Annotated in this window: 16 protein-coding genes; 9 read left to right on the top strand and 7 right to left on the bottom strand. The window is 48.9% G+C overall.

Features of this window, described 5'->3' with window-relative positions; all coding sequences use genetic code 11:
- Positions 1-239: 239 nt before the first annotated feature.
- From P6910_RS12180 to P6910_RS12150, 7 genes are all read left to right on the top strand, one after another.
- Positions 240-2,213 (top strand): extracellular solute-binding protein, encoded by a 1,974-nt coding sequence (locus tag P6910_RS12180; RefSeq protein ID WP_317141568.1) that lies wholly within the window; start codon positions 240-242, stop codon positions 2,211-2,213.
- Positions 2,214-2,215: 2 nt separating this feature from the next.
- On the top strand, positions 2,216-3,304 hold the full coding sequence (locus tag P6910_RS12175; RefSeq protein WP_317141567.1) for a microcin C ABC transporter permease YejB: 1,089 nt from the start codon (positions 2,216-2,218) through the stop codon (positions 3,302-3,304).
- 1 nt (position 3,305) lies between these two features.
- The gene (locus P6910_RS12170) at positions 3,306-4,358 is read left to right on the top strand and encodes an ABC transporter permease (RefSeq protein WP_317141566.1); all 1,053 of its coding nucleotides are present in this window, start codon (positions 3,306-3,308) and stop codon (positions 4,356-4,358) included.
- Positions 4,359-4,361: 3 nt separating this feature from the next.
- Positions 4,362-5,963 carry an ABC transporter ATP-binding protein gene (locus P6910_RS12165; RefSeq protein WP_317141565.1) on the top strand — a complete coding sequence of 534 codons (1,602 nt, stop codon included), beginning with the start codon at positions 4,362-4,364 and terminating at the stop codon, positions 5,961-5,963.
- A 151-nt stretch (positions 5,964-6,114) separates the two neighbouring features.
- Positions 6,115-8,037, top strand: a complete 1,923-nt coding sequence (locus tag P6910_RS12160; protein ID WP_317141564.1) for a PrkA family serine protein kinase — start codon at positions 6,115-6,117, stop codon at positions 8,035-8,037.
- A gap of 17 nt (positions 8,038-8,054) precedes the next feature.
- Complete coding sequence (locus tag P6910_RS12155) at positions 8,055-9,326, top strand: YeaH/YhbH family protein (protein ID WP_317141563.1); 1,272 nt, start codon at positions 8,055-8,057, stop codon at positions 9,324-9,326.
- 2 nt (positions 9,327-9,328) lie between these two features.
- Complete coding sequence (locus P6910_RS12150) at positions 9,329-10,837, top strand: SpoVR family protein (RefSeq protein WP_317141562.1); 1,509 nt, start codon at positions 9,329-9,331, stop codon at positions 10,835-10,837.
- 79 nt (positions 10,838-10,916) lie between these two features.
- Here the strand turns inward: P6910_RS12150 and P6910_RS12145 are convergent, their stop codons facing one another.
- Positions 10,917-12,353, bottom strand: coding sequence for a glyceraldehyde-3-phosphate dehydrogenase (locus P6910_RS12145; RefSeq protein WP_317141561.1), 1,437 nt, complete (start codon positions 12,351-12,353; stop codon positions 10,917-10,919).
- Positions 12,354-12,681: 328 nt separating this feature from the next.
- On the opposite strand from P6910_RS12145, the gene mfd reads away from it, so the two are divergent.
- Positions 12,682-16,125: a transcription-repair coupling factor gene (gene mfd / locus P6910_RS12140; RefSeq protein ID WP_317141560.1), complete on the top strand. Its 3,444-nt coding sequence runs from the start codon at positions 12,682-12,684 to the stop codon at positions 16,123-16,125.
- 200 nt (positions 16,126-16,325) lie between these two features.
- A complete protein-coding gene (locus tag P6910_RS12135; protein WP_317141559.1) occupies positions 16,326-17,246 on the top strand; it encodes a CsiV family protein in 921 nt (306 codons plus the stop codon).
- Between the two features lie 180 nt (positions 17,247-17,426).
- Here P6910_RS12135 and P6910_RS12130 read toward each other — a convergent pair whose 3' ends face one another.
- The 6 genes from P6910_RS12130 to nagZ form a co-directional block, all read right to left on the bottom strand.
- Positions 17,427-17,858 carry an ATP-binding protein gene (locus P6910_RS12130; protein ID WP_317141558.1) on the bottom strand — a complete coding sequence of 144 codons (432 nt, stop codon included), beginning with the start codon at positions 17,856-17,858 and terminating at the stop codon, positions 17,427-17,429.
- 1 nt (position 17,859) lies between these two features.
- Positions 17,860-18,192, bottom strand: a complete 333-nt coding sequence (locus P6910_RS12125) for an STAS domain-containing protein (RefSeq protein ID WP_317141557.1) — start codon at positions 18,190-18,192, stop codon at positions 17,860-17,862.
- 16 nt (positions 18,193-18,208) lie between these two features.
- Positions 18,209-19,402 carry a PP2C family protein-serine/threonine phosphatase gene (locus P6910_RS12120; protein WP_317141556.1) on the bottom strand — a complete coding sequence of 398 codons (1,194 nt, stop codon included), beginning with the start codon at positions 19,400-19,402 and terminating at the stop codon, positions 18,209-18,211.
- A gap of 35 nt (positions 19,403-19,437) precedes the next feature.
- Positions 19,438-20,514 (bottom strand): mechanosensitive ion channel family protein, encoded by a 1,077-nt coding sequence (locus P6910_RS12115; RefSeq protein WP_317141555.1) that lies wholly within the window; start codon positions 20,512-20,514, stop codon positions 19,438-19,440.
- A 143-nt stretch (positions 20,515-20,657) separates the two neighbouring features.
- Positions 20,658-21,785 (bottom strand): mechanosensitive ion channel family protein, encoded by a 1,128-nt coding sequence (locus P6910_RS12110; protein ID WP_317141554.1) that lies wholly within the window; start codon positions 21,783-21,785, stop codon positions 20,658-20,660.
- Between the two features lie 94 nt (positions 21,786-21,879).
- On the bottom strand, positions 21,880-22,926 hold the full coding sequence (nagZ, locus tag P6910_RS12105) for a beta-N-acetylhexosaminidase (protein WP_317141553.1): 1,047 nt from the start codon (positions 22,924-22,926) through the stop codon (positions 21,880-21,882).

The raw sequence follows: 22,926 nt of genomic DNA, 5'->3' as shown, positions 1-22,926 counted from the left end.
GAATTCTTTAGCAACATAGGCATTTTAATTGCCTCAGATCAACTTTTACCGTCATCTAAAGATATTAATGATCTTTTTATGATGAATTAGACCTTGCCTGTCAGGTTTGATAGGTGTTTACAATATTGTCAGAATATCGAGATCACTGCGCAAGAAGCAATACCTGTAGTCGAGGAGCCGACTATAGTTTTGAGGCAAAAGTTATAACAATGCGACCCAGGCTAACCATGAATCATACAATGATGATAAAAAGATCGTTGAAGAGAACGATTTTCCAGTCCCTCCCTATTGCGACCCTCTTGCTTTCCCTGTCTTTGATGCCTGTACCGGTAAAAGCAGAAGACGCAGTTAATAAACTCACTTCCCTCTCCCTGTACGGCGACAGCAAATACTCAAAAGATTTCAAACATTTTGACTACGTGAATCCCGATGCCCCCAAGGGTGGTACATTGCGAATGGCCAGCATGGGGACTTTTGACAGCCTGAATCCCTATATAGACAAGGGAACTCCGGCTTCGGGATTAGGCTTGATTTACGATACTCTGATGACCAGCAGTGCCGATGAGCCTTTCTCCATGTACGCCCTGGTCGCTGAGTATGCGGAGCCTGCTGCTGATAACAGTGGTATCACTTTCCATCTCAATTCAAAAGCCCGGTTTCACGACGGACAACCGATAACGGCTGACGATGTTGTTTACAGCTTTGAATTACTCAGAGATAAAGGTTCACCTTTTTACAGGACATATTATGGCGATATAGTCAAAGCAGAAGCCCTGTCCAAACGCAGTGTGCGCTTCGTTTTCAAACACAACCGTAATCCTGAACTTCCCCTGATCATTTCCCAGCTTCCGGTTCTTCCAAAACACTTCTGGGAAAAGGAGTCGAATAACTTCGAAGAGGGCAACCTGACTCACCCTTTGGGCAGCGGTCCATACAAAATCCGCTCTGCCGAGCCGGGTCGCAGTATTGTTTTCGAGAGAGTTGTTGACTACTGGGGTAAGGATTTGCCAGTCAACACAGGTCGCTATAACGTTGATGAGCGTCGTTATGACTATTACCGGGATGCCAACGTATCTCTGCAAGCATTGAAAGCCGGGGAATACGATCTCCGCTTTGAAAATATTGCCAGAAACTGGGCCACCGCCTATGACACGCCGGCGGTTAAAAAAGGTGAGTTGATTCAGGAATCCATTCCAACCAAAGCCCCTCAGGGTATGCAGGGTTTTGCTTTTAACCTGCGCAGAGATATTTTCAAGGACGTCAGAGTTCGAAAAGCGTTGAATTACGCCATGGACTTCCAATGGCTTAACAAAAATCTGTTCTTTAACAGCTACACCCGAACACAGAGCTATTTTGCCAACTCTGATATGGAAGCAACGGGCGTTCCTGAAGGTAAAGAATTGGCCTACCTTGAGCCTTGGCGAGATCAACTGCCCGTTGAGCTATTCAACGACCCCTTCAAGCTGCCTGTCACCGATGGCAGTGGCAGAATCCGTAGTCAGCTCAGCGAAGCTCTCTCCCTGATGGAACAGGCAGGCTGGACACTGGAAAATGGCTCGCTCCGGAAAAACGGCAAGCCCTTTGAATTCGAAATTCTTCTGTATGATTCAAGCATGGAAAAAGTGGCCCTGCCACTGAAGAAAAACCTTGAAGCTATGGGCATCGATGCCAACCTGCGAATCGTGGATATTTCACAATATATAAACCGCCTCAGAAGCTTCGACTTCGATATGCTGGTCAGTCGCATTCCCCAATCCAGTTCGCCCGGAAACGAGCAAAGGGACTTCTGGGGCAGCGAATCAGCGGACCTGCCAGGCAGTCGAAACCTTATAGGGATTAAAAACCCGGTAGTTGATGGCCTGATCAGGGAAGTAATCAATGCCGACTCCAGAGAGGATCTGGTCGCCGCCGTTAAGGCTCTGGATCGGGTGCTGCTCTGGAATCATTTCATGATCCCCCAGTGGTATCTGGCCAGTAACCGGGTTGCCTATTGGAAGCCCCTTAAACACCCTTTGAGCCGACCTGATCAGGAACCTCTTTATCAGTTGGACTTGGACTCCTGGTGGATGGAACCGACAATCATCAAGACTTCTTCAGACACAACCGCCGATGGCGAAGAAAAAAATGAAGGCATACCGCTCTGGCCTGTCGGCATTCTATTAGTCATCCTGTTTCTGGGATGGGTCATCCGCCGTTCAAAACGTCGCAACTGATTATGAAAAGCTATATTCTGCGCCGTCTGGCGTTAATGATTCCGACACTGTTTGGTATTCTGCTTCTGAACTTTGTCATCATTCAGGCTGCACCAGGTGGCCCTGTTGAGCAAATGATTGCCAAACTGGAAGGTTTTGAAATCAATGCCACCAGTCGCATCGGAGGCTCCAGCAGTGCCGAGATTCAGCAATTAAGTGTGGACGAATCCGGTGAGTATCGAGGACGGCGGGGACTGGACCCGGAACTGATCAAAGACATCGAAAAGCTTTACGGTTTCGACAAACCGGCCTACGAGCGCTTTATACAGATGGTTGTCAACTACGCTCAATTTGAATTTGGCGACTCCTTTTTCAGGGATGCGAAAGTCATCGACCTCATCAAGGAAAAGTTACCTGTCTCAATCTCTCTGGGTTTATGGAGCACACTGCTGATTTATCTGATCTCCATTCCCATGGGTATTCGAAAAGCAATAAAGCACGGTAGCCACTTCGATGTCTGGACCAGCGCGGTCATTACCACAGGCTATGCCATTCCCAGCTTTCTGCTGGCCATCCTGCTAATTGTCCTGTTTGCCGGTGGCAGTTACTGGAACTTCTTCCCACTGCGCGGGTTAACTTCGGAAAACTTTGATCAACTTACTCTGATCGGCAAACTGGCAGACTACGCCTGGCATATGGTTCTCCCGGTTTTTTGTATTGTTATTGGTGGTTTTGCAACATTAACGATGCTGACCAAAAACTCTTTTCTCGATGAGATTCATCGCCAGTACGTGCAGACAGCCCGCGCCAAGGGTCTGGATGATAACCAGGTGCTGTACGGACACGTTTTCAGAAACGCCATGCTGTTGGTGATATCCGGATTTCCAGCAGCCCTGATTGGCATACTGTTCACCAGTTCACTGCTGATTGAAATTATTTTTTCGCTGGATGGACTGGGCCTGCTCGGATATGAAGCCGCCATTAATCGCGATTACCCTGTGGTCTTCGGATCTCTCTTTATCTTCACTCTCATAGGCATGCTGGTAAAACTGCTGGGCGATCTGACCTACATGCTGGTTGACCCGAGAATTGACTTTGAGGCGAGGGACTAATATGGCATCGTCTCGAAGCATAAAACCTTCCCGTATAAGCCCGCTCAACCAGCGACGCTGGAACAGTTTCAAAAGTAATCGGCGGGGCTATTACTCACTCTGGATTTTCGGTTTCTTGTTTTTCACCACGTTATTTGCCGAGTTCATCGCTAATGACAAACCCCTTCTGGTGTATTTCAAAGGTGAAATCTATACCCCCATTCTTCACATCTACCCCGAGACAGCGTTTGGTGGCGAGTTTGAACTGGAAATGGATTACCGCCAGGACTACGCAAAAGAGTTGATTGAACCCCACGGCTGGATGCTGTGGCCACCGATTCATTACAGCTACGATACTATCAACTATGCCCGAGTTGCTCCGGCACCTCCCACGTTTGACAATATTCTGGGCACCGATGACCAGGGCAGAGATGTGCTGGCAAGAGTCATTTATGGTTTCAGAATATCCGTGCTTTTTGGCCTGATTCTGACGCTTTTCAGCTCCCTCATAGGGGTTGCCTTAGGCGCCATACAGGGATTTTACGGCGGACGAACTGATCTTATAGGACAACGGTTTATTGAAGTCTGGTCAGGTATGCCCAGTCTGTATCTGCTGATCATTCTTTCCAGTTTTGTCGAGCCCGGTTTCTGGTGGCTGCTGGGGATTATGCTGCTGTTTTCATGGATGGCACTGGTGGATGTGGTCCGTGCCGAATTTCTGCGTGGCCGAAACCTTGAATATGTCCGTGCAGCCAGAGCCCTGGGGATGACCGATAGCCGGTTAATGTTTCGTCATATTTTGCCCAACGCCATGATTGCAACAGTCACCTTTATGCCCTTTATTCTGACCGGAGCCATCACCACCCTGACTTCTCTGGACTTTCTGGGTTTTGGTCTGCCAGCCGGATCACCTTCACTGGGTGAGCTGATCGCCCAGGGTAAGAACAATCTTCAAGCGCCATGGTTGGGCATTACAGCCTTCATGGTAATGTCAGTGATGCTGACCCTGCTGGTGTTTATCGGGGAAGCCACCCGTGACGCTCTGGATCCACGCAAATACGTTACAGGTCACTAAGCAATGACAAGTCCCCTGCTCCAAATCAAAGACCTGAAAGTCCGCTTCAATCATAACGGTGGCAGCAGCGATGCGGTAAAAAACGTCAGTTTTGAACTGTTTCCCGGAGAGACGCTGGGTCTGGTGGGTGAGTCTGGCTCAGGTAAATCCATTTCTGCCCTGAGCATACTGCAACTGCTTCCTGAAAATGCCAGTCACCAGGGCGAGATAGTGTTTGCTGGCAAAAACCTGTTGGCTCTGTCAGAAAGAGAAATGCGAGGCGTTCGGGGTCATCAGATTGGTATGATTTTCCAGGAGCCCATGACCGCTCTCAATCCACTGCATACCATAGAGAAGCAGATCTGCGAAGTCCTCAGTCTGCACCTGGGAATGCGCCCTCAGCCAGCCCACCAGCGTGCTTTGGAGCTGCTTGAAGTGGTGGGCATTCAGGAGCCCGCCAAAAAGCTTTCAGCCTATCCTCACGAACTGTCCGGTGGCCAGCGCCAAAGAGCCATGATTGCCATGGCTCTGGCCTGCGAGCCAAAGATCCTTATCGCAGATGAGCCCACCACGGCACTGGATGTGACCGTCCAGAGGCAAATCCTGACACTGTTGGCAGAGTTGCAGCAGAAACTGGGTATGGCTATTTTATTTATCAGTCATGACCTCAACCTGATCCATCATGTTTCCCATCGAATCTGCGTCATGAAACATGGAGAACTGATTGAAACCGGTGCCACAGAAGCGGTTTTTAATCAGCCAAAACATCCTTATACGATAGAGCTGCTCAATGCTGAGCCTTCAGGGGCTCCTGCTCCAGTCTCTGGTGAGCACCATAAGGTTATCGAAGGACGGGACATCAGGGTCTGGTTTCCAGTCAAAGCCGGATTCTTTCGAAGAACGGTTGACCATATCAAAGCCGTCACCGATCTTTCCATCTCAGTTGCAAAAGGTGAAACGCTGGGTATTGTCGGTGAATCCGGTTCTGGAAAAACCACACTGGGTATGGCCCTGCTTAAGTTGCAGGAAAGTCAGGGTCAGATCTACTTTGAAGGAGAAGCCCTCCACCTCCTGAACCAGAAACAGTGTCGTCCATACCGACGACAGATGCAGGTTGTTTTTCAGGACCCCTATGGCAGTCTGAGTCCGAGAATGACCATAGCCGATATCATTGGCGAAGGACTCGATATCCATCAGCTGGCCAGCGACAGTGAACGGGACGATCTGATCATAAAAGTCATGGCAGAAGTCGGTCTTGACCCTCAATGGCGGCACCGATATCCCCATGAGTTTTCTGGCGGGCAGAGACAGCGTATTGCCATAGCCAGGGCCCTGGTTCTGAAGCCCGGACTGATTATTCTTGATGAGCCCACTTCGGCTCTGGACAGGACTGTCCAGTCTCAGGTTATTGAGCTGTTGAGAGACCTGCAGAAAAAATACAACCTGAGCTATATTTTTATCAGCCATGACCTTGCAGTAGTGAAAGCTATGAGCCACAGGATTCTGGTAATGAAAGACGGTGAGATAATTGAGCAGGGTTCAACCGAACAGATCTTTCACCATCCGCAAACAGGATACACCCGCGAGCTGCTTCAAGCCGCCTTCGAAAGCCATCAGCGGCACTGATTCCTGGCAGGAAAAACAGTCTGCATCCTGAGAGTATTTCATCATTCTTTTATGGAGATGATGAAATACTTCACTCCCTGATTCATTGTCATCACTCACTTTTCAACTATCTTCACTTCACCTGCAGACGAATCCCGTCGGAGTGAGCAGTATGTCCCTGTTTGAACATTACCAGCAAAGATATGACCTGACCCAGGAAGAAGAGATGAGCCTCCAGGCTTTCCTGGAACTGTGCAAGAATGAACCCGCAACCTACGCCAGTGCCGCCGAACGTATTCTTGAGGCAATTGGTGAGCCGGAGCTTATCGATACTTCCAGAAACCCGAGGCTCAGCAGAATTTTCTCCAACAAGTTGATCAAACGCTATCCGGCGTTTGATGGCTTCTTTGGTATGGAAGAAGCCATTGAACAGATGGTTTCTTACTTTCAATACGCCGCCCAGGGACTGGAAGAGAAAAAGCAGATTCTCTACTTGCTCGGCCCGGTGGGCGGTGGTAAGTCCTCTCTGGCAGAAAAACTCAAGGAACTGATAGAAAAAGTGCCCTTCTATGCCATTAAGGGGTCACCCGTGTTCGAATCACCCCTGGGTCTTTTCAACCCGGAGCAGGACGGAGAACTGCTTGCGAAAGAATTCGGTATACCTGGCCGCTGTCTGCGTTACATTATGTCCCCCTGGGCTGTTAAGCGCCTTGAGGAATTCAAGGGTGATATCACCCAATTCAGAGTCGTCAAACTCTACCCTAACCGACTGAAACAGATTGCCGTTGCCAAAACTGAACCCGGCGATGAAAACAATCAGGATATTTCCAGCCTGGTGGGCAAGGTGGATATACGACAACTGGAAGAGTATTCCCAGGATGATCCGGATGCCTATAGCTTCTCGGGGGCACTTTGTAGAGCCAACCAGGGCATCATGGAATTTGTCGAAATGTTCAAGGCGCCGATCAAGGTACTCCACCCTTTACTGACGGCCACCCAGGAAGGTAATTACAACAGCACAGAAGGTCTTGGCTCCATTCCTTATGAAGGCATTATTCTTGCCCACTCGAACGAATCAGAGTGGCAGGCATTCAGAAACAACAAAACCAATGAAGCTTTTATTGATCGCGTCAATATCATCAAGGTGCCCTACTGCACCCGCATGAGTGAAGAGATAAAAATTTATCATAAGCTGCTTGAGCACAGCTCTCTGAACAAGGCGCCCTGTGCCCCGGACACACTGCGGATGCTTGCTCAATTCAGCGTCCTGTCCCGAATTGTTGATCCGGAGAATTCTTCCATTTACTCGAAGATGCGGGTTTATGACGGCGAGAATCTCAAAGACACCGATCCCAACGCCAAATCGCTTCAGGAATACAAGGATGCCGCTGGCGTTGACGAAGGTATGGAAGGATTATCAACCCGTTTTGCTTTCAAGATTCTCTCAAAGGTCTTTAATTTTGACCCTACCGAAATAGCGGCCAACCCGGTTCACCTCTTGTACGTCCTTGAGCAGCAGATTGAACAACAACAGTTCCCTGAAGCGTTGGAAGAAGGATACATCGGCTTTCTCAAGGAGTATCTGACGCCGAGATACGTTGAGTTTCTGGGTAAGGAAATACAGACGGCCTATCTGGAGTCTTATTCTGAGTACGGCCAGAACATATTTGATCGCTACATTACCTACGCGGATTTCTGGATTCAGGATCAGGAGTTCAGAGACCCGGATACCGGACAGATTCTTGACCGTAAGGCACTGAATGATGAGCTGGAAAAAATTGAGAAACCAGCGGGCATAGCCAACCCGAAAGACTTTCGCAATGAGGTAGTGAATTTTGTGCTCAGGGCCAGGGCTGACATGCAGGGCAAGAATCCTATCTGGCTCAGTTACGAGAAGATGAGAGCCGTGATTGAGAAAAAGATGTTCTCCAACACAGAAGATCTGCTGCCGGTCATCTCATTCAATGCCAAGGCTTCTCATGACGACCAGAAGAAACATGCCGACTTTGTGGACCGCATGGTCCAACATGGCTACACCGAAAAGCAGGTCAGGCTGCTGTCTGAATGGTACATCAGGGTCAGAAAGTCCCAGTAGCCCAGCAAGTGACCGCCATGAGTATCATCATTGATCGACGCCTGAACAGCGGCAAAAAAAGTACCGTTAACCGTCAACGTTTTCTGCGACGGTACAAAAACACCATCAAGGAGTCTGTAAAGGAGCAAATCAACCAACGCTCGATTACAGATATGGAGCGTGGTACGGATGTCGCTATTCCCAGGAAGGATGTATCAGAACCGGTCTTTCATCATGGCGACAATGGTCGTAGACAACATGTTCATCCCGGCAACAAGGAGTTCCACTCTGGTGACAGGTTCAAGCGCCCAGAGGGTAGTCAAGGTCACGAGACAGGTGAAGGCGAAGCCAGCCATCAGGGCTCGGGCATCGATGACTTTGTCTTCCAGATCAACCGGGATGAATTTCTTCAGTATCTCTTTGAAGATCTCGAGCTGCCCAACCTGATCAAGAAAAACCTGATGGACACGACAGAATACTCTCTCAGGCGTGCCGGATTCACCCTGTATGGTTCTCCCGACCGATTGAATATAGTGCGTTCACTCAGGGCTGCTAATGCCCGCAGAATTGCACTTTTCGGCAAGGAACGCAAATTGATCAGGGAGTTGAAGCGTCAACTCAGGGAGCTTGAGGTACAACCGGGTAATCGTGACAGGGAGAAGGAAGAGGAGCTGCGCAATCAAATCAATGAATTGAACAAAAAGCTGCGTCGGTTGCCGTTTATTGACGACTTTGATCTGCGGTTTAACAATCTGGTGAGGGTGCCACAACCTTCCAGCAAAGCCGTTATGATCTGTATCATGGATGTCTCAGGTTCCATGACCCGGGAGATCAAGGATATAGCCAAACGGTTTTTTCTTTTGCTTTACCTGTTTCTGGAAAGAAATTATGAAGCCACTGAGGTGGTTTTTATAAGACATCATTCGGAAGCACGAGAATGTAACGAACACGACTTTTTCTACGCCAGGGAAACGGGAGGCACCGTTGTCTCTTCAGCACTGGTGTTGGCCAGGCAGATCATTGACGACCGTTATCCGCCGGCAAAATGGAATATTTATGTTGCCCAGGCCTCAGATGGCGATAACTGGGACAGCGATAACCCACTCTGTCATGACGCCATCACCCGGAAGCTTTTGCCTCTGGTCCAGTATTTTGCCTACGTAGAAATCGCCAACCGGCACCAGAACCTCTGGCATACCTACAAGGACATCGAAAAAAACTTCAGTGAACAGTTTGCCCAGCAGCAGATTCGTGACCAGAGCAATATCTATCCGGTCTTCCGACGTCTTTTTGAAAAGAAAGTGGAATAGCCATGACTCGCCAGTACCTTTCAACCGGCTCCGAATGGACCTTCGAATTACTTGACGTTTATGACAGAGCCATTGGCCAGCTGGCAGAAAAATTCAAGCTTGATACTTACCCGAACCAGATCGAAGTCATTAATTCGGAACAGATGATCGATGCCTACGCTTCAGTAGGCATGCCCCTGATGTACCATCACTGGAGTTTTGGTAAAAAATTTCTCACCAACCTTCAAAACTATCAGCGTGGCCACATGGGTCTGGCCTATGAAATCGTCATAAACTCTAACCCCTGCATTGCCTATCTGATGGAAGAAAATTCCATGGCCATGCAAGCGCTGGTGATTGCCCATGCCTGTTATGGTCATAACTCTTTTTTCAAAGGCAACTATCTCTTTCGCCAGTGGACCAATGCGGACTCGATAGTCGATTATTTACTGTTTGCCAGAAACTACATTTATCAGTGCGAAGAGAAATACGGTGTGGATGCCGTTGAAGAGATGCTCGATGCCTGTCATGCGTTGATGAACCAGGGGGTCAATCGGTATATGCGCCCTTCCGCTATTTCTGCAGAAATGGAAAAAAATCAGGCACGGGAGAGAGAAGAATATATCCAGAGAAATATCAATGACCTCTGGCGTACGGTCCCGACCAAAAAGGAAGACCCTGCCAAACTGAGAAGACGTTTCCCTCCAGAGCCGGAAGAAAACATCCTCTACTTTATTGAAAAAAACGCCCCACTGTTAAAAACCTGGCAGCGGGAACTGATTCGAATTGTCCGCAAGATAGCCCAGTATTTTTATCCTCAGCGACAGACCCAGGTCATGAATGAAGGCTGGGCCAGCTTCTGGCATTACACACTGATGCATCAGCTCTACCGGGAAGGTCTGATAAACGAAGGCTACATACTCGAGTTTCTGCATTCCCACAGTAATGTCGTGTTTCAGCCGGATTTTGATGATCCACGCTATTGTGGCATTAATCCTTATACCCTGGGCTTTAATATCTACCGGGATATTCGCCGGATATGCGAGCATCCTGCTCAGGAAGACCGGCTCTGGTTTCCTGATCTGGCGGGCAGTGACTGGCTGAAAGCTATCCATCACGCCATGGTTCAATACAAGGACGAGAGCTTTATACTCCAGTTCCTTTCACCCAAAGTGATGCGGGATATGAAGTTATTTTGCATTGATGACGACCACAAAAAAGCCTTCCTGGAAGTCAGCGCCATACACGATGAGTCCGGTTACAAAGCACTCAGAGAGGCATTGTCCAATCAATACAATCTGGGTAATCAGGAGCCTAATATCCAGGTTTATGATGTTGATGTAAGAGGAGACCGCTCACTGACCCTGATTCATACCATGCACCTGGGCCAGAACCTCCACGCAGGAACAGCTATGGAAATTCTCAAACACCTGCACCTGCTATGGGGGTTTGACGTACGGTTGAATTCCGTGGACGCTAAAGGTGTAGTACAACACAGTTACTGCACCTCGGAAATACACTACACCCCCTGAAAAAGCTCATCAGATGAGCTTTTTCAGGATGATGTCAGTTCGTCTTCCTTGATAATGAAGAATAAACGACTAATGCCTGTTATTGAAGAGGCACGGTCTTGTGGTGATTACCGGTCATGTGTTGCAAAATACGATTGACCTGGCAGCTGTAACCAAACTCATTATCATACCAAACGTAGAGTACGCAGCGGTTACCATCAACAATGGTGGCCTGACTGTCAACAATACCCGCATTACGGTTACCGACAAAGTCACTGGATACCGCTTCAAAAGAGGTGACGTAATCGATCTGCTTCTTCAGATCAGAGAACAGCGCCATCTCGCGGAGATAGCTGTTAAGCTCTTCAACGGTGGTGTCTTTGGACAGATTCAGGTTCAGGATCGCCATGGATACGTTGGGAGTCGGAACCCGAATGGCATTACCGGTCAACTTACCCTGCAACTGAGGCAGCGCCTTTGAAACGGCCTTGGCAGCTCCAGTTTCAGTGATCACCATGTTCAGGGCGGCACTGCGACCACGGCGGGAACCTTTATGGTAGTTGTCAATCAGGTTCTGGTCATTGGTGTAGGAGTGAACGGTTTCCACATGGCCGTTCTCAACACCAAATTTGTCGCAGATCGCTTTCAGTACGGGTGTGATCGCGTTGGTGGTACAGGATGCAGCAGAAATAATCTGATCTTCATCATTGATGATGTCATGGTTAACACCAAACACAACATTTTTCAGATCGCCCTTGCCCGGGGCAGTCAGCAGAACTCTGGAAGCACCCTTAGACTGAAGATGTTGACTCAGACCTTCCTGGTCACGCCATACACCGGTATTGTCTACGACGATGGCGTTGTTAATACCGTAGCTTGTGTAGTCGATGGAATCCGGAGAGTTGGCATAGATAAACTGGATTGCCACACCGTTGGCGTAGATGATGTTGTTCTCTTCATCCACACTGATCGTGCCGTTGAATGAACCATGCACCGAGTCACGTCTCAGCAGACTGGCACGCTTTTGCAGATCGTTTTCCGCTTTGCCCTTGCGAACAACAACCGCTCTCAGATTCAGACCGGAACCACCCGCTCGTTCGATAAGAATACGAGCCATGAGTCGACCAATACGACCAAAGCCATAAAGAACGACATCTTTATCGTCATGGCCATTGCCATTCTTGCCATCCACCAGCCCGGAGACCTGACTGCGAACGTACGCTTCCAGGGTCTGGTTGCCTTCACTTTTTTCGTAGCCGGATGCCAGCTTGCCAATATCAATTCTGCCCGGAGCCAGGTTCAGCTTGCTCAGCAATTCAATGACAGGGAATGTCTGACGTACACAGAGGGCAGAACCTTCCACCTGGCGGACATATTTGTGAGATTTAAGGATGTCAATCACAGAACGGTTGATGATTGAGCGGCCATAGATCGAGGTCACAACGTTGTTTTCGCGATACAAGCGGCCGATCAATGGAATCATGGATTCGGCTAAGGCTTCACGTTCTCTCCAGTCCTGAAAATGGTCTTTTCCCACGGTTCCAATCCTGTAATTTTTATGCACTCAAGGCTGTCAATCAGCTCAAGGCTGTTTACTTCTGGCAGACTGTCACCCGAAAGCAACCGGCAGGTTACCTCAAACAACATAGGTCTACGTTTTTTTGGCCTTTCGGCTCAGGGGCTATTATCCAGAGTTCACCCCCACTTGGCAACAAAGTACAACAAACTTTAACACCGCATCCAATCGCTCTTTCGATATTTAGGAGACTGTTGGTGCGATAGTGCATGGTATCTGGCGCTCCGAGCAGCTACAATTGCGGATCTAGCGTATACAGAACAAGTCACCTTTCATGTCGCAGGCCAACTTGAACTCATCTTCTTTCCAGCTTCCAGAGACTCCAGGGCATAAAACCTTCTGGGGTCATTTGAGCCAGTCAACAAGCTCATACGCCGTAGCCAGCGCCGCCCGGTCAACCCGTCGCCCGCTACTGGTTATTACCCCGGATTCCGCTCAGGCCAATGCCCTTGAAGAAGAACTGAGCTTCTTCCTTAAAGGTGATCAGTCCATCCGGATCCTGCACTTCCCCGACTGGGAAATACTGCCCTACGATGCTTTTTCTCCCCATCAGGACATCATTTCCCAGCGGCTGAAAACCCTTTATCGCCTGCCCCGCAGCGAAAAGACCCTGCTGATCATCTCGGTTTCCACCCTGCTGCACCGACTCTGCCCCCGGGATTATCTGGAATCCAACTGTCTGGTTTTGAAGCGGGGTGAAACCTTTGTACTTGCCGAGAAAAGGCAACAACTGGAACAGGCGGGTTATCGTTGTGTTGAAACCGTCTATGAGCATGGTGAGTTCGCTATTCGGGGCTCACTCATGGATATCTTCCCCATGGGTTCCGATACCCCCTACCGGATTGACCTGTTTGATGATGAAATCGATACCCTGCGAGTCTTTGATCCGGAAAGCCAGCGTTCCATTGAACAGGTTGATCATATAGAACTGCTTCCGGGCCATGAATTCCCGATGGACAAAACCTCCAGGGATCGCTTCCGCAGTCTGTTCAGAGAAGCGTTTGATGTGGATCATCGAGAGTGCCCTGTATATCAGGACATAGGACAGGGAATGGCAAGTCCGGGTATTGAATACTACCTCCCCCTGTTTTTCGAAAAGACAGCCACGCTGTTTGATCATTTGTCCACTGACACAACGATCATTCAATATCAGGGCGTGCAGGAAGCGATTGAGCACTTCTGGCAGGATCTGACGGATCGCTACGAAAACCGGAAAGTCGATCAAAACCGTCCGCTTCTGCCTCCCGCAAAGGTTTTGATGCCTTCAGAAGAAATCAACCGGGCCCTGAAACAATACCCGCGTATTATCCTGTCAGCCGAGTGTGTTGACGCCTCGGACAGCTTCAACCTTGATCACCAGCCATTACCTGAGCTGACCCTGAATGCCCGTGCAAACAATCCTTTGCAGCCTCTTGAAGACCTGATCAAATCAGGGCCGAGGGTTCTTCTGGTGACTGAGAGCGCGGGTCGCAGGGAAGTCCTGCTGGAAATGCTGGCACAGTCCGATATTCGCCCCGATCCATTCAACAGCTGGGATACCTTCCTGAGCAGAAAAGAGACGCTGGGGATTACCGTGGGTACTTTAGCGTCAGGATTCTTTCTCAAAGATCTGAATATTGCCCTGATTCCGGAATCTCTGCTTCTGGGCCAGAGAGTTATGCAGCGCCGCAGGCGAAGGGGCGATACCCAGACCGATACCGATCAAACCATCCGTAACCTGACCGAGCTGAGAGAAGGTGCTCCAGTGGTCCATATTGATCATGGCGTAGGACGGTATCGTGGTCTTCAAACCCTGTCCGTTGATGATCAGGAAACTGAATTCCTGACCCTGGAGTACGCCAGCGAAGCTAAACTCTACATTCCTGTCGCTTCTCTGCATCTTATTGCCCGTTACACCGGCACGGATGATGAGCTTGCTCCCCTGCACCGTCTTGGCAGCGAACAATGGACCAGGGCTCGTCGCAAGGCGGCTGAGAAGGCCAGAGATGCCGCAGCAGAGCTACTGGACATCTACGCCCGACGAGAAGCCAGAAAGGGCTTTGCTTTTTCGGCACCGGATCAGCAGTATCACGCATTCACTGCCGGCTTTCCGTTTGAGGAAACACCGGACCAACAGCAGGCGATTATCAATGTCATAAAAGACATGTCTGAGGGTAAACCCATGGACCGACTGGTCTGTGGTGATGTCGGTTTTGGCAAGACAGAAGTGGCCATGAGAGCTGCCTTCCTGGCGGTTCAAAGTGACAAGCAGATAGCGATCCTGGTCCCGACCACCCTGCTGGCTCAGCAGCATTACGAAAGCTTTCGTGACCGTTTTGCCGACTGGCCCGTTGAAATCGACGTAGCCTCACGTTTCAAATCGGCAAAGCAGATTCAAGGGCTCAAGGAGAAAGTCGCAGAAGGCAAACTGGATATCATTATTGGTACCCACAAACTGATTCAGGGTGATTTCAAGTTCAAGAATCTGGGTCTATTGATTATTGATGAGGAGCACCGCTTCGGAGTCAGGCACAAGGAAATGCTAAAATCCCTGCGTTCCGAAGTTGATATTCTGACTCTGACGGCTACCCCGATCCCACGGACACTTAATATGGCAATGTCGGGTATTCGCGACCTGTCAATCATCGCCACACCACCTGCCCGAAGGCTGTCAGTTAAAACCTTTGTCCGGCAAAACGACAAATTACTGGTCAAAGAAGCCATTCTGCGTGAGCTATTGCGCGGCGGTCAGGTCTATTACCTGCACAACGAAGTTTCCAGTATCGAGAAGGCGGCTTCTGATTTGCGGGAGCTTATTCCTGAAGCACGTATTGCAGTCGGTCACGGTCAGATGCGTGAAAGAGAGCTGGAGCAGGTCATGTCCGACTTCTATCACAAGCGACATAATATCCTGGTCTGTACTACCATCATTGAAACAGGTATTGATATACCGAATGCCAATACCATTATCATCCACCGCTCGGACAAGTTTGGTCTGGCACAATTGCACCAGTTGAGAGGTCGGGTCGGTCGATCTCATCATCAGGCCTACGCTTATCTCTTGACACCTTCACCAAAATCCATGACCAAGGATGCCCTGAAAAGACTGGAAGCCATTGCCGAAGCCCAGGACTTGGGAGCTGGCTTTATGCTGGCATCCAATGACTTGGAAATTCGGGGGGCGGGTGAGTTGCTGGGTGAAGAACAGAGTGGGCAGATTCAGAATGTTGGCTTTACACTCTATACCGAAATGCTTGAGAAAGCGGTGGAAGCGATCCGAAAAGGTGAAACACCGGACCTGGACAAACCTTTGCAGCAAGGCAGCGATGTGAACCTGCGCCTACCCGCACTGCTTCCTGAAGACTATATTCATGATGTTCATAACCGACTGATTCTCTATAAACGAATTGCTGCAGCGAATAACGACGAAGATCTGAAAAACCTTCAGGTTGAACTGATTGACCGATTCGGCCTGCTACCGGAACAGACCAAGAACCTGTTTCGGCAGACCCGCCTCAGGTTAAAAGCCGAAAAAATGGGTATTATTAAAATCGATGCCGGTGCCGCCAGCGCCCGAATCGAATTTAACAATCAACCGGACATCGACCCCATTGCGATCATTCAGCTGATTCAATCCGAGCCGCACCTATACAAACTGGAAGGTAGCAGCGTGTTGAAGTACAGTGGCTCCATGGAAAAAGCCGAAGCTCGATTCAAGCTGCTTGAGCAACTACTGGATCGACTGGCGGCATGATCGACTGGCTCCACAAGAGTGAGAAGCAGTCATGCGTCTTTTCGATCAATGACTGCTTCATACGGCTCTGAGTCCTTTAAAACTGTTTACGAAACGGCATGACCACACTTTTGAAGTCCACTATTCAGATACCTCGGCAGTGGCACACAGCTGCACACCAGACTGAAGGTCAACGAGTTTCAGGATTGAGCAGGGATTTTATGAAACGCCTTGAGCTGATAAAAACGACTGTTAATCAAAATGTCGCCCTCGGCATGATTCAAAAAGCGATCGGTACCCTACTTCTGGGCACAATCTCCATGACGGCCATTGCCAGTGAGGATACGCAGTGGTACCAGGCCGACATGATTGTATTTTTGAACGAGCAGAGTATGAGTGGCAATGAGAAATGGCCTGAGATTACTGCTCACCCTCTTCCCGCTGACACCATTAAACTAAAATCCTTCAACTCCGGGACGGAGGCAAAAGGAACCTCTTCTGATCTCACTGACGTTCTGGATCGTCCTGACAAAAAGCCTGCAACAGATCTGGAACGGGATGCCTTTGTGTCCCTGCCCTACCCATCACAGTTGTTGCAGAGCGAAAGCAGTGCCCTGTCCAAAAATGATGGCTACCGGATTCTCGATCAAAAAGCCTGGCTGATGCCGCTCAAGGAAGGCAAAAGTTCGAGGCCAATCAGGATCCGCAGCTACAACACACAAAGTAAAAAACCGAGTATGCTGGAAGGTACCGTTACGGTCAGCTCCAGTCGTTATCTGCACGTAAAAGTTAATCTCTGGTACAGCGAACTGGCCTGGGAAGCACTGGCAAAAAACATGGAGAATGTTCAGTCGCACCCGGAATCTCAAAAGCAACCAACCCTGGATAAAAATCTGCAACTGGTCACGGCACCTGACGGTCAGCCCATGAAGATTTCCCGTAATTTTCATTTACAGGAAAGTCGCAGAATCAAAAACAGTGATGAGGTTCAGTACCTGGACAGTCCGGTCATTGGCGTTCTGTTCAAGCTGACGCCTTATAAAAAACCGGATAAGCCTTTGCTACCTGAAATGGAAGTTGACCAGGAAAAAAGCCCGGATCTTGGCATTCTACCCGGAATTATTGATCAGAAAGGCAGCTGATTCGAATTAATACCAATCGTGCTTTCTAACTCCCGTGATGAGCATGGAGATTTGAGCCTAAGACAAGACGGCGTGAGGAGTCATACCCTTAGCTATGGCGACGATCGCAAACGCAGGATTAAGGCTCAAATCTTTAGCGCAACAGGGGGTTAGAAAGTTCGATTGGTACAATAAGAGCTGTCAGTGGCGCAGCTCTTTTTTCATGATAAAGCTGTTCTTGTCCTGGTTTGACTCGTAGGTCACCTGATCCATCAGCTTGTTCACAATGTGCAGACCACGACCACTGCATAACCAGGCTTCAGGATGCTCCGGATCAACCACCATTTCAGTCTTATTCTGCATGACATCGTCCGGAATACTCTGTCCCCAGTCACTAACAGAGATATTCATCATGGTCTTGTCCAGATTGATACACACTTCCACCGGATGACCCGCTTCATTCTCGTAAGCATGCTCAATGGCATTGTTGACAATCTCTACCAGACAAAGCTCTAACCGATTAATTTCAACAGGAGATAGGGTGGTCATGGCACAGACACCTCTGACCGCCATAGCCACTAGCGTTGTATTGGATAACTGGCTGTCGATTTCCAGCTTCAGCACCTGTGACATGTCAGCTCCCTTTAACTGCCTCAGCCACTGAACCATGGAGTTTGAACAATTTATCCATGGACGTAAGATCAAACAGATCCTGCACCGCAGGCTGAGCAGAAGCCAGACCGAATGATCCGTCACCTGACAATTTCTTAAGACCGGCTACCAGCACACTCAAGCCTGTGCTGTCCATAAAACGTACTTCAGCAAGATCGACAACTATATCGGATTTGCCCTCTTCAATCAGATCAAACACATAGGTTTTAAACGCTTCGGCAACGGAAGCATCCAGACGGGACTCATTAATCCGGACCACCGTAATGTGGCCTTCCTCGTGGTGTTCAAACGCCATGCCATCCTCCTGGCTTTTAAGGTTTCCATTCCAGTAACAGGTAGGTCACATCGTCATCGAAACGGTCCAGCTCACTCCAGTCTCTGACATTTTTCTCTACCTGGTCAATAACTGATTTTAAATCTTCATCTAAAGTATCTTGCAGGCATTGCAACAAACGGGTCTCACCAAACTGTTGACCTTCAGTGTTTTCACATTCTGTCACACCGTCAGAATAGAGAAACAGGCGGTCACCCGGCTGAAACTGCAAAGTGCTCGAAGTGTATTCCATATCCGGCATCATACCGATGGGTACTCCTCCACCCGCTACGGGCTCTACAAAGGCTTTATCACGATGAATCCATAAGGGTTGCGGATGACCCGCCTGGGATAATGTGACTTGACCTGTGCGACTATTAATAAGTCCATAGGCGATGGTGAAATAAAGCATTGATTCCGGTGTCAGCTGAAACCGCCTGTTCAATGAGGCCAGAACCTTTTCGGGCGCACGCACCTTATTGAATGGCTCATGATCCAATGTTTCCTTGACGATGGAGCCTCTGCCCGATGTTTCTGAGAGAATATTATTCAGAGTAAACGAGAAGAGCGCTGAGGGAATACCATGCCCGGCCACGTCCAGTTGATAGAACCCGAGCGTTTCGCCATCAATAGCCTGATAACCAAACATGTCCCCACCCAGTATTTTGCTGGGCTTGAAAAACCAGTCAAAAGAAACATGTTGTATGGTTGCCGGTTGAGCCAGCAAAACTTCCTGGGCTTTGGCCGCTGATTCAAGATCTTTTTCAACGGTCTGAATCGCTTCAACCAATTGTGTGTTCTGCTGTTCGAGCTGCGTCTCAAGTTCGATGATACGAATCCCTGCTTTCAGGCGGGCAGCCAACTCATCAAAATTAACCGGCTTGGCAAGAAAGTCATCTGCCCCGTCATTCATGCCTTCAACAACCGCCTCATGATCTGCATTACCGGTGAGCAGGATAAAATAGATATAACGTCCAAGATCTGTTTTTCGGGTCTGCCTGAGCAGTTCCAGACCATCCATCTCAGGCATCATCCAATCGCTGATGATAATTCTGACATCCTGATGTTCCTGCAGAATCTCCAGAGCCTGTATGCCATTTCCGGCTTCAAGTACCTGATGCCCCTGCTTTTTCAACACCACGGAGAGCATCAAACGCTGGTCACGAGCATCTTCAACGATAAGAATATTCATTTAGCCCTTATCGGCCAGACCCTATTTCATCTTAATCAGTGGGTATCAGTATCAGGTGAGTTGCCTGACTCTGGTTCAGGATTCGCTTTATGAATCACTTTCATCACCGGATAGGCGAACTCCGCCCCTGCTTTTTGCACCGCAGAAGCAATGATCAACATGACGCTTTCCTGGACTCTGACAAAGTCCACTCTGCCCTTGGGAATGACATGTACGCGGACCTGACACTCCAGTGATGAATCCCCATATTTAAGAAACCTTGCATAGTGGGGCTCCGAACAATCCAGCTCGGGATGCTGCAGAAATTCAGTCGTGATCTCATTCATGACGGCGGGAATCTTGTCCAGATCCTCGTAGCGAATACCAAAGTTTTCAACAACCCGGCGGTTACGCATTCTGGATGGATTTTCCAAAACGATACTGGTGAAGACCGAATTCGGGACAAACACGGGTCTGCGATCAAAATTTCTTATCTGGGTCAGTCGCCAGCCAATATGTTCTACGTGCCCTTCTATTTGCCGGTCCGGAGAACGAATCCAATCGCCTTCTTTAAAGGGCTTATCCAGCATTAACATCAAACCACCAAAGAAGTTGGCCAACCATTCCCTGGCAGCCATACCCACAATCAAGCCGCCTACGCCACCAAAAGTCAGCAGGGCGGAGAGCGAATAGCCTAACTTTTGCGCCAGAATCATTACCGCCAGAACAATCAGAACAATATGAAAAAACCGGGACAGGGTTCTGGCCAAGTCGAGATCTTTATCTTGAACGCCCGAGATCTCGGCAATCTTCGGTAACTGCCTGATGAGTCTCAGAAGAAGCCAGAGTGGAAGTAATACTGAGGAGACGGTTTCTGATGTGGCCAGCCAGTCATGGCCTTCTTCTTCACTGTGGTCAACAAACCAGTGAGCGAGATAAAAAAAACATAATAACCACGGAAGAAGCAACAACGGAGGACGAAAAGCTGAGGCCAGACAGGCTCTCACCGATTGATTCTCGGATTGAGCCCATCGACCAAGCAGGAAGTGACTGAACCAGGAAACGATAAGTGCAGCCACAGGCGCTGTCAGAAGATCGATATTATCCCCTTTAAGAAGAACCTCCCAAAACATTGCCTGCTCCTCGCACAAGAAAACCCCGTGGTAAGGGGGATATCGGCCATCACCCTCCCAGTTATATTCGGACCATTGAAATTATCCCTGAGGGATAAAAGCTGGACGAACATTACTTTGATTTCAACACTGAAGGGTTGAAATCAATCTATCATAGCTCGCTCAGCGGTTTTTGCCGGTGTCTGCTTCAACTTGCCGAGCCACTCTTCCGGGAGATCGAGCGTCCGGGTCGGGAAGGCAATATCAGCACCATGAGAATGGATAATAGCCATTATCCTGACCAGGACATCCTGTTTGACCCTGAGGTACTCTGCCCAGTCTCTGGTACATGTAAAGCAATAGATTAAAATATCAAGGCTGGAGGGCCCAAAGGCATTGAGCGATACGAGAAGAGTCTTATCGCTGGCGATTTCATCGTTGTCGTTCAGATACTGTCGTATTTCCTCAACGATCACTTCCACCTTCTGGCCATCCTGATACCTCAGGCCAACGGTTTCCTTGATCCTTCTATTTTCCATTCGTGATGGATTCTCAACAGAAATGCTGTTGAAAGTGGCGTTGGGAACGTAGAGTGGTCGCTTATCAAATGTCTTGATGCGGGTTTCTCTCCAGCCAATGTATTCCACAGTGCCTTCAATGTTTCTATCTGGAGAACGAATCCAGTCACCAACCCGGAAGGGTTTATTCAGGTAAATCATCAGACCACCAAAGAAATTGGCCAGCATATCCTTAGCGGCAAAACCAACGGCTAAACCTCCCACACCACCAAATGCCAAAAGACCTGAGATACTGTAGCCAAGTGACTGTAATATAGTCAGAAAACAGGTGATGATGACCACAATTCTGCTTAATCTGCCAATCGCTACTATGGTCGTTGGATCATTAGACTTATCGCCTGCCAGTTCAGGATTCAGTAAGTTTCGTTCCAGCTGACGAATGAAACGGATAATGCACCAACCCACCAGAGTCAAGATAATGACATCCCTGAGGTTATTCAGACCATCGATTAACTCAGAATCCGTAGCCTTGGCGACTACAGCAACAATCCAGCAGAAACCAATGACCCAGATCAGCAGGGTCACAGGGGTTCTGAGTCCCCTGATAACGGCATCATCCCAAGGGGTAAGGGCTGCACGACCATCTCTGGAAAGATGATCAAACACTCTGGACAAGATCAGATTGATAACGCCTGAAATCAGCAGGACAATAACGATCTGAATAACCCAGTGGGGAATATCCAGTTCATGAAGAAAAGGGTAAGAAAGAGACATTATTAAACTTCCGGATCGAGAACGGGACACTTGACACTGAGAATGATTCCATTCCCAAAGCATTGAAATCATTCTAATGACGTTTTATGGCAGATCAGTTAAATCGTTCAGAAAGGTAATCCAGCCTGTCCTTGCAACTAAGATAGCGATCCATAGTCACCAGCTCTTCCAGAGCTCGACCGCCACGGGCCTGAAGAGGTGAAAGATCAGGCGTTGAGAAAGAAGACCGTTCAAGCCAGGGCAGAACTTCCCGGACACCCTCTCTGCTGCTCAATAACAATAAATCACAACCCGCATTCAAGGCTTTTTCAACACGGACCGTGTAACGTCCGGCTGAAGCTGCACCCTCCATGGTCAGACAGTCGCTGATAACTAATCCATTAAAGCCGATCTGCTCTCTAAGGATGTCTTTCAACCAGACTGATGAAAAACCACAAGGTTGATCATCCACATCAGGAAAAACAATGTGAGCGGGCATAATCGCTTCTATGCCCTGCTCTATCAGGGCTTTGAATGGCACCATATCCTGCTGCTGGATGGCATTCAGCGAACGACTGTCCCTGGGCAGGGTCAGATGAGAATCTTCATTAACACTGCCATGACCGGGAAAGTGTTTACCTATACAGGGCATTCCTGATTCACGGACACCACTGCACCACGCACCAGCCAGTTTAATTACGTTTTCTGGCTCACAGCCCAAGGCTCGATCGCCCACTATATCCGTCAGACCCAGATTCAGATCCAAAACTGGAGCCAGACTCATGTCAAGGCCGCAGGAGAGTAGTTCTTCTGCCATAAGCCAGCCACAATCCTCAACCAACTCCAGGGCTTTCTGGGGATCACAGTTGAAATAGCTGGCGTAACGCTCTGCAGGTGGCAAACGGGTAAAGTCGTTCCTGAAACGCTGAACCCTGCCACCTTCCTGATCCACCATCAGAATCAGGTTCTGTCTGATACTTCTTATGTCTCTGACCAGATCACACAACTGTTTGCGATCGTGGTAATTCCGGGCAAAAAACAATACACCGGCAACACCGGGATGCAGGAGTAGTTCCCGCTCTTCAGGCTGGAGGGTCTGACCCTCAAGGTCGATTATCAGAACGCCATTATTTTTCGCATTGTTATGATCATGCCTATACAT

This window comes from Endozoicomonas sp. 8E (genome assembly GCF_032883915.1).
GTDB lineage: Bacteria > Pseudomonadota > Gammaproteobacteria > Pseudomonadales > Endozoicomonadaceae > Endozoicomonas_A.
Note: the sequence above shows the minus strand (reverse complement) of the source record. Positions and strands in the feature narration are given on the sequence as shown.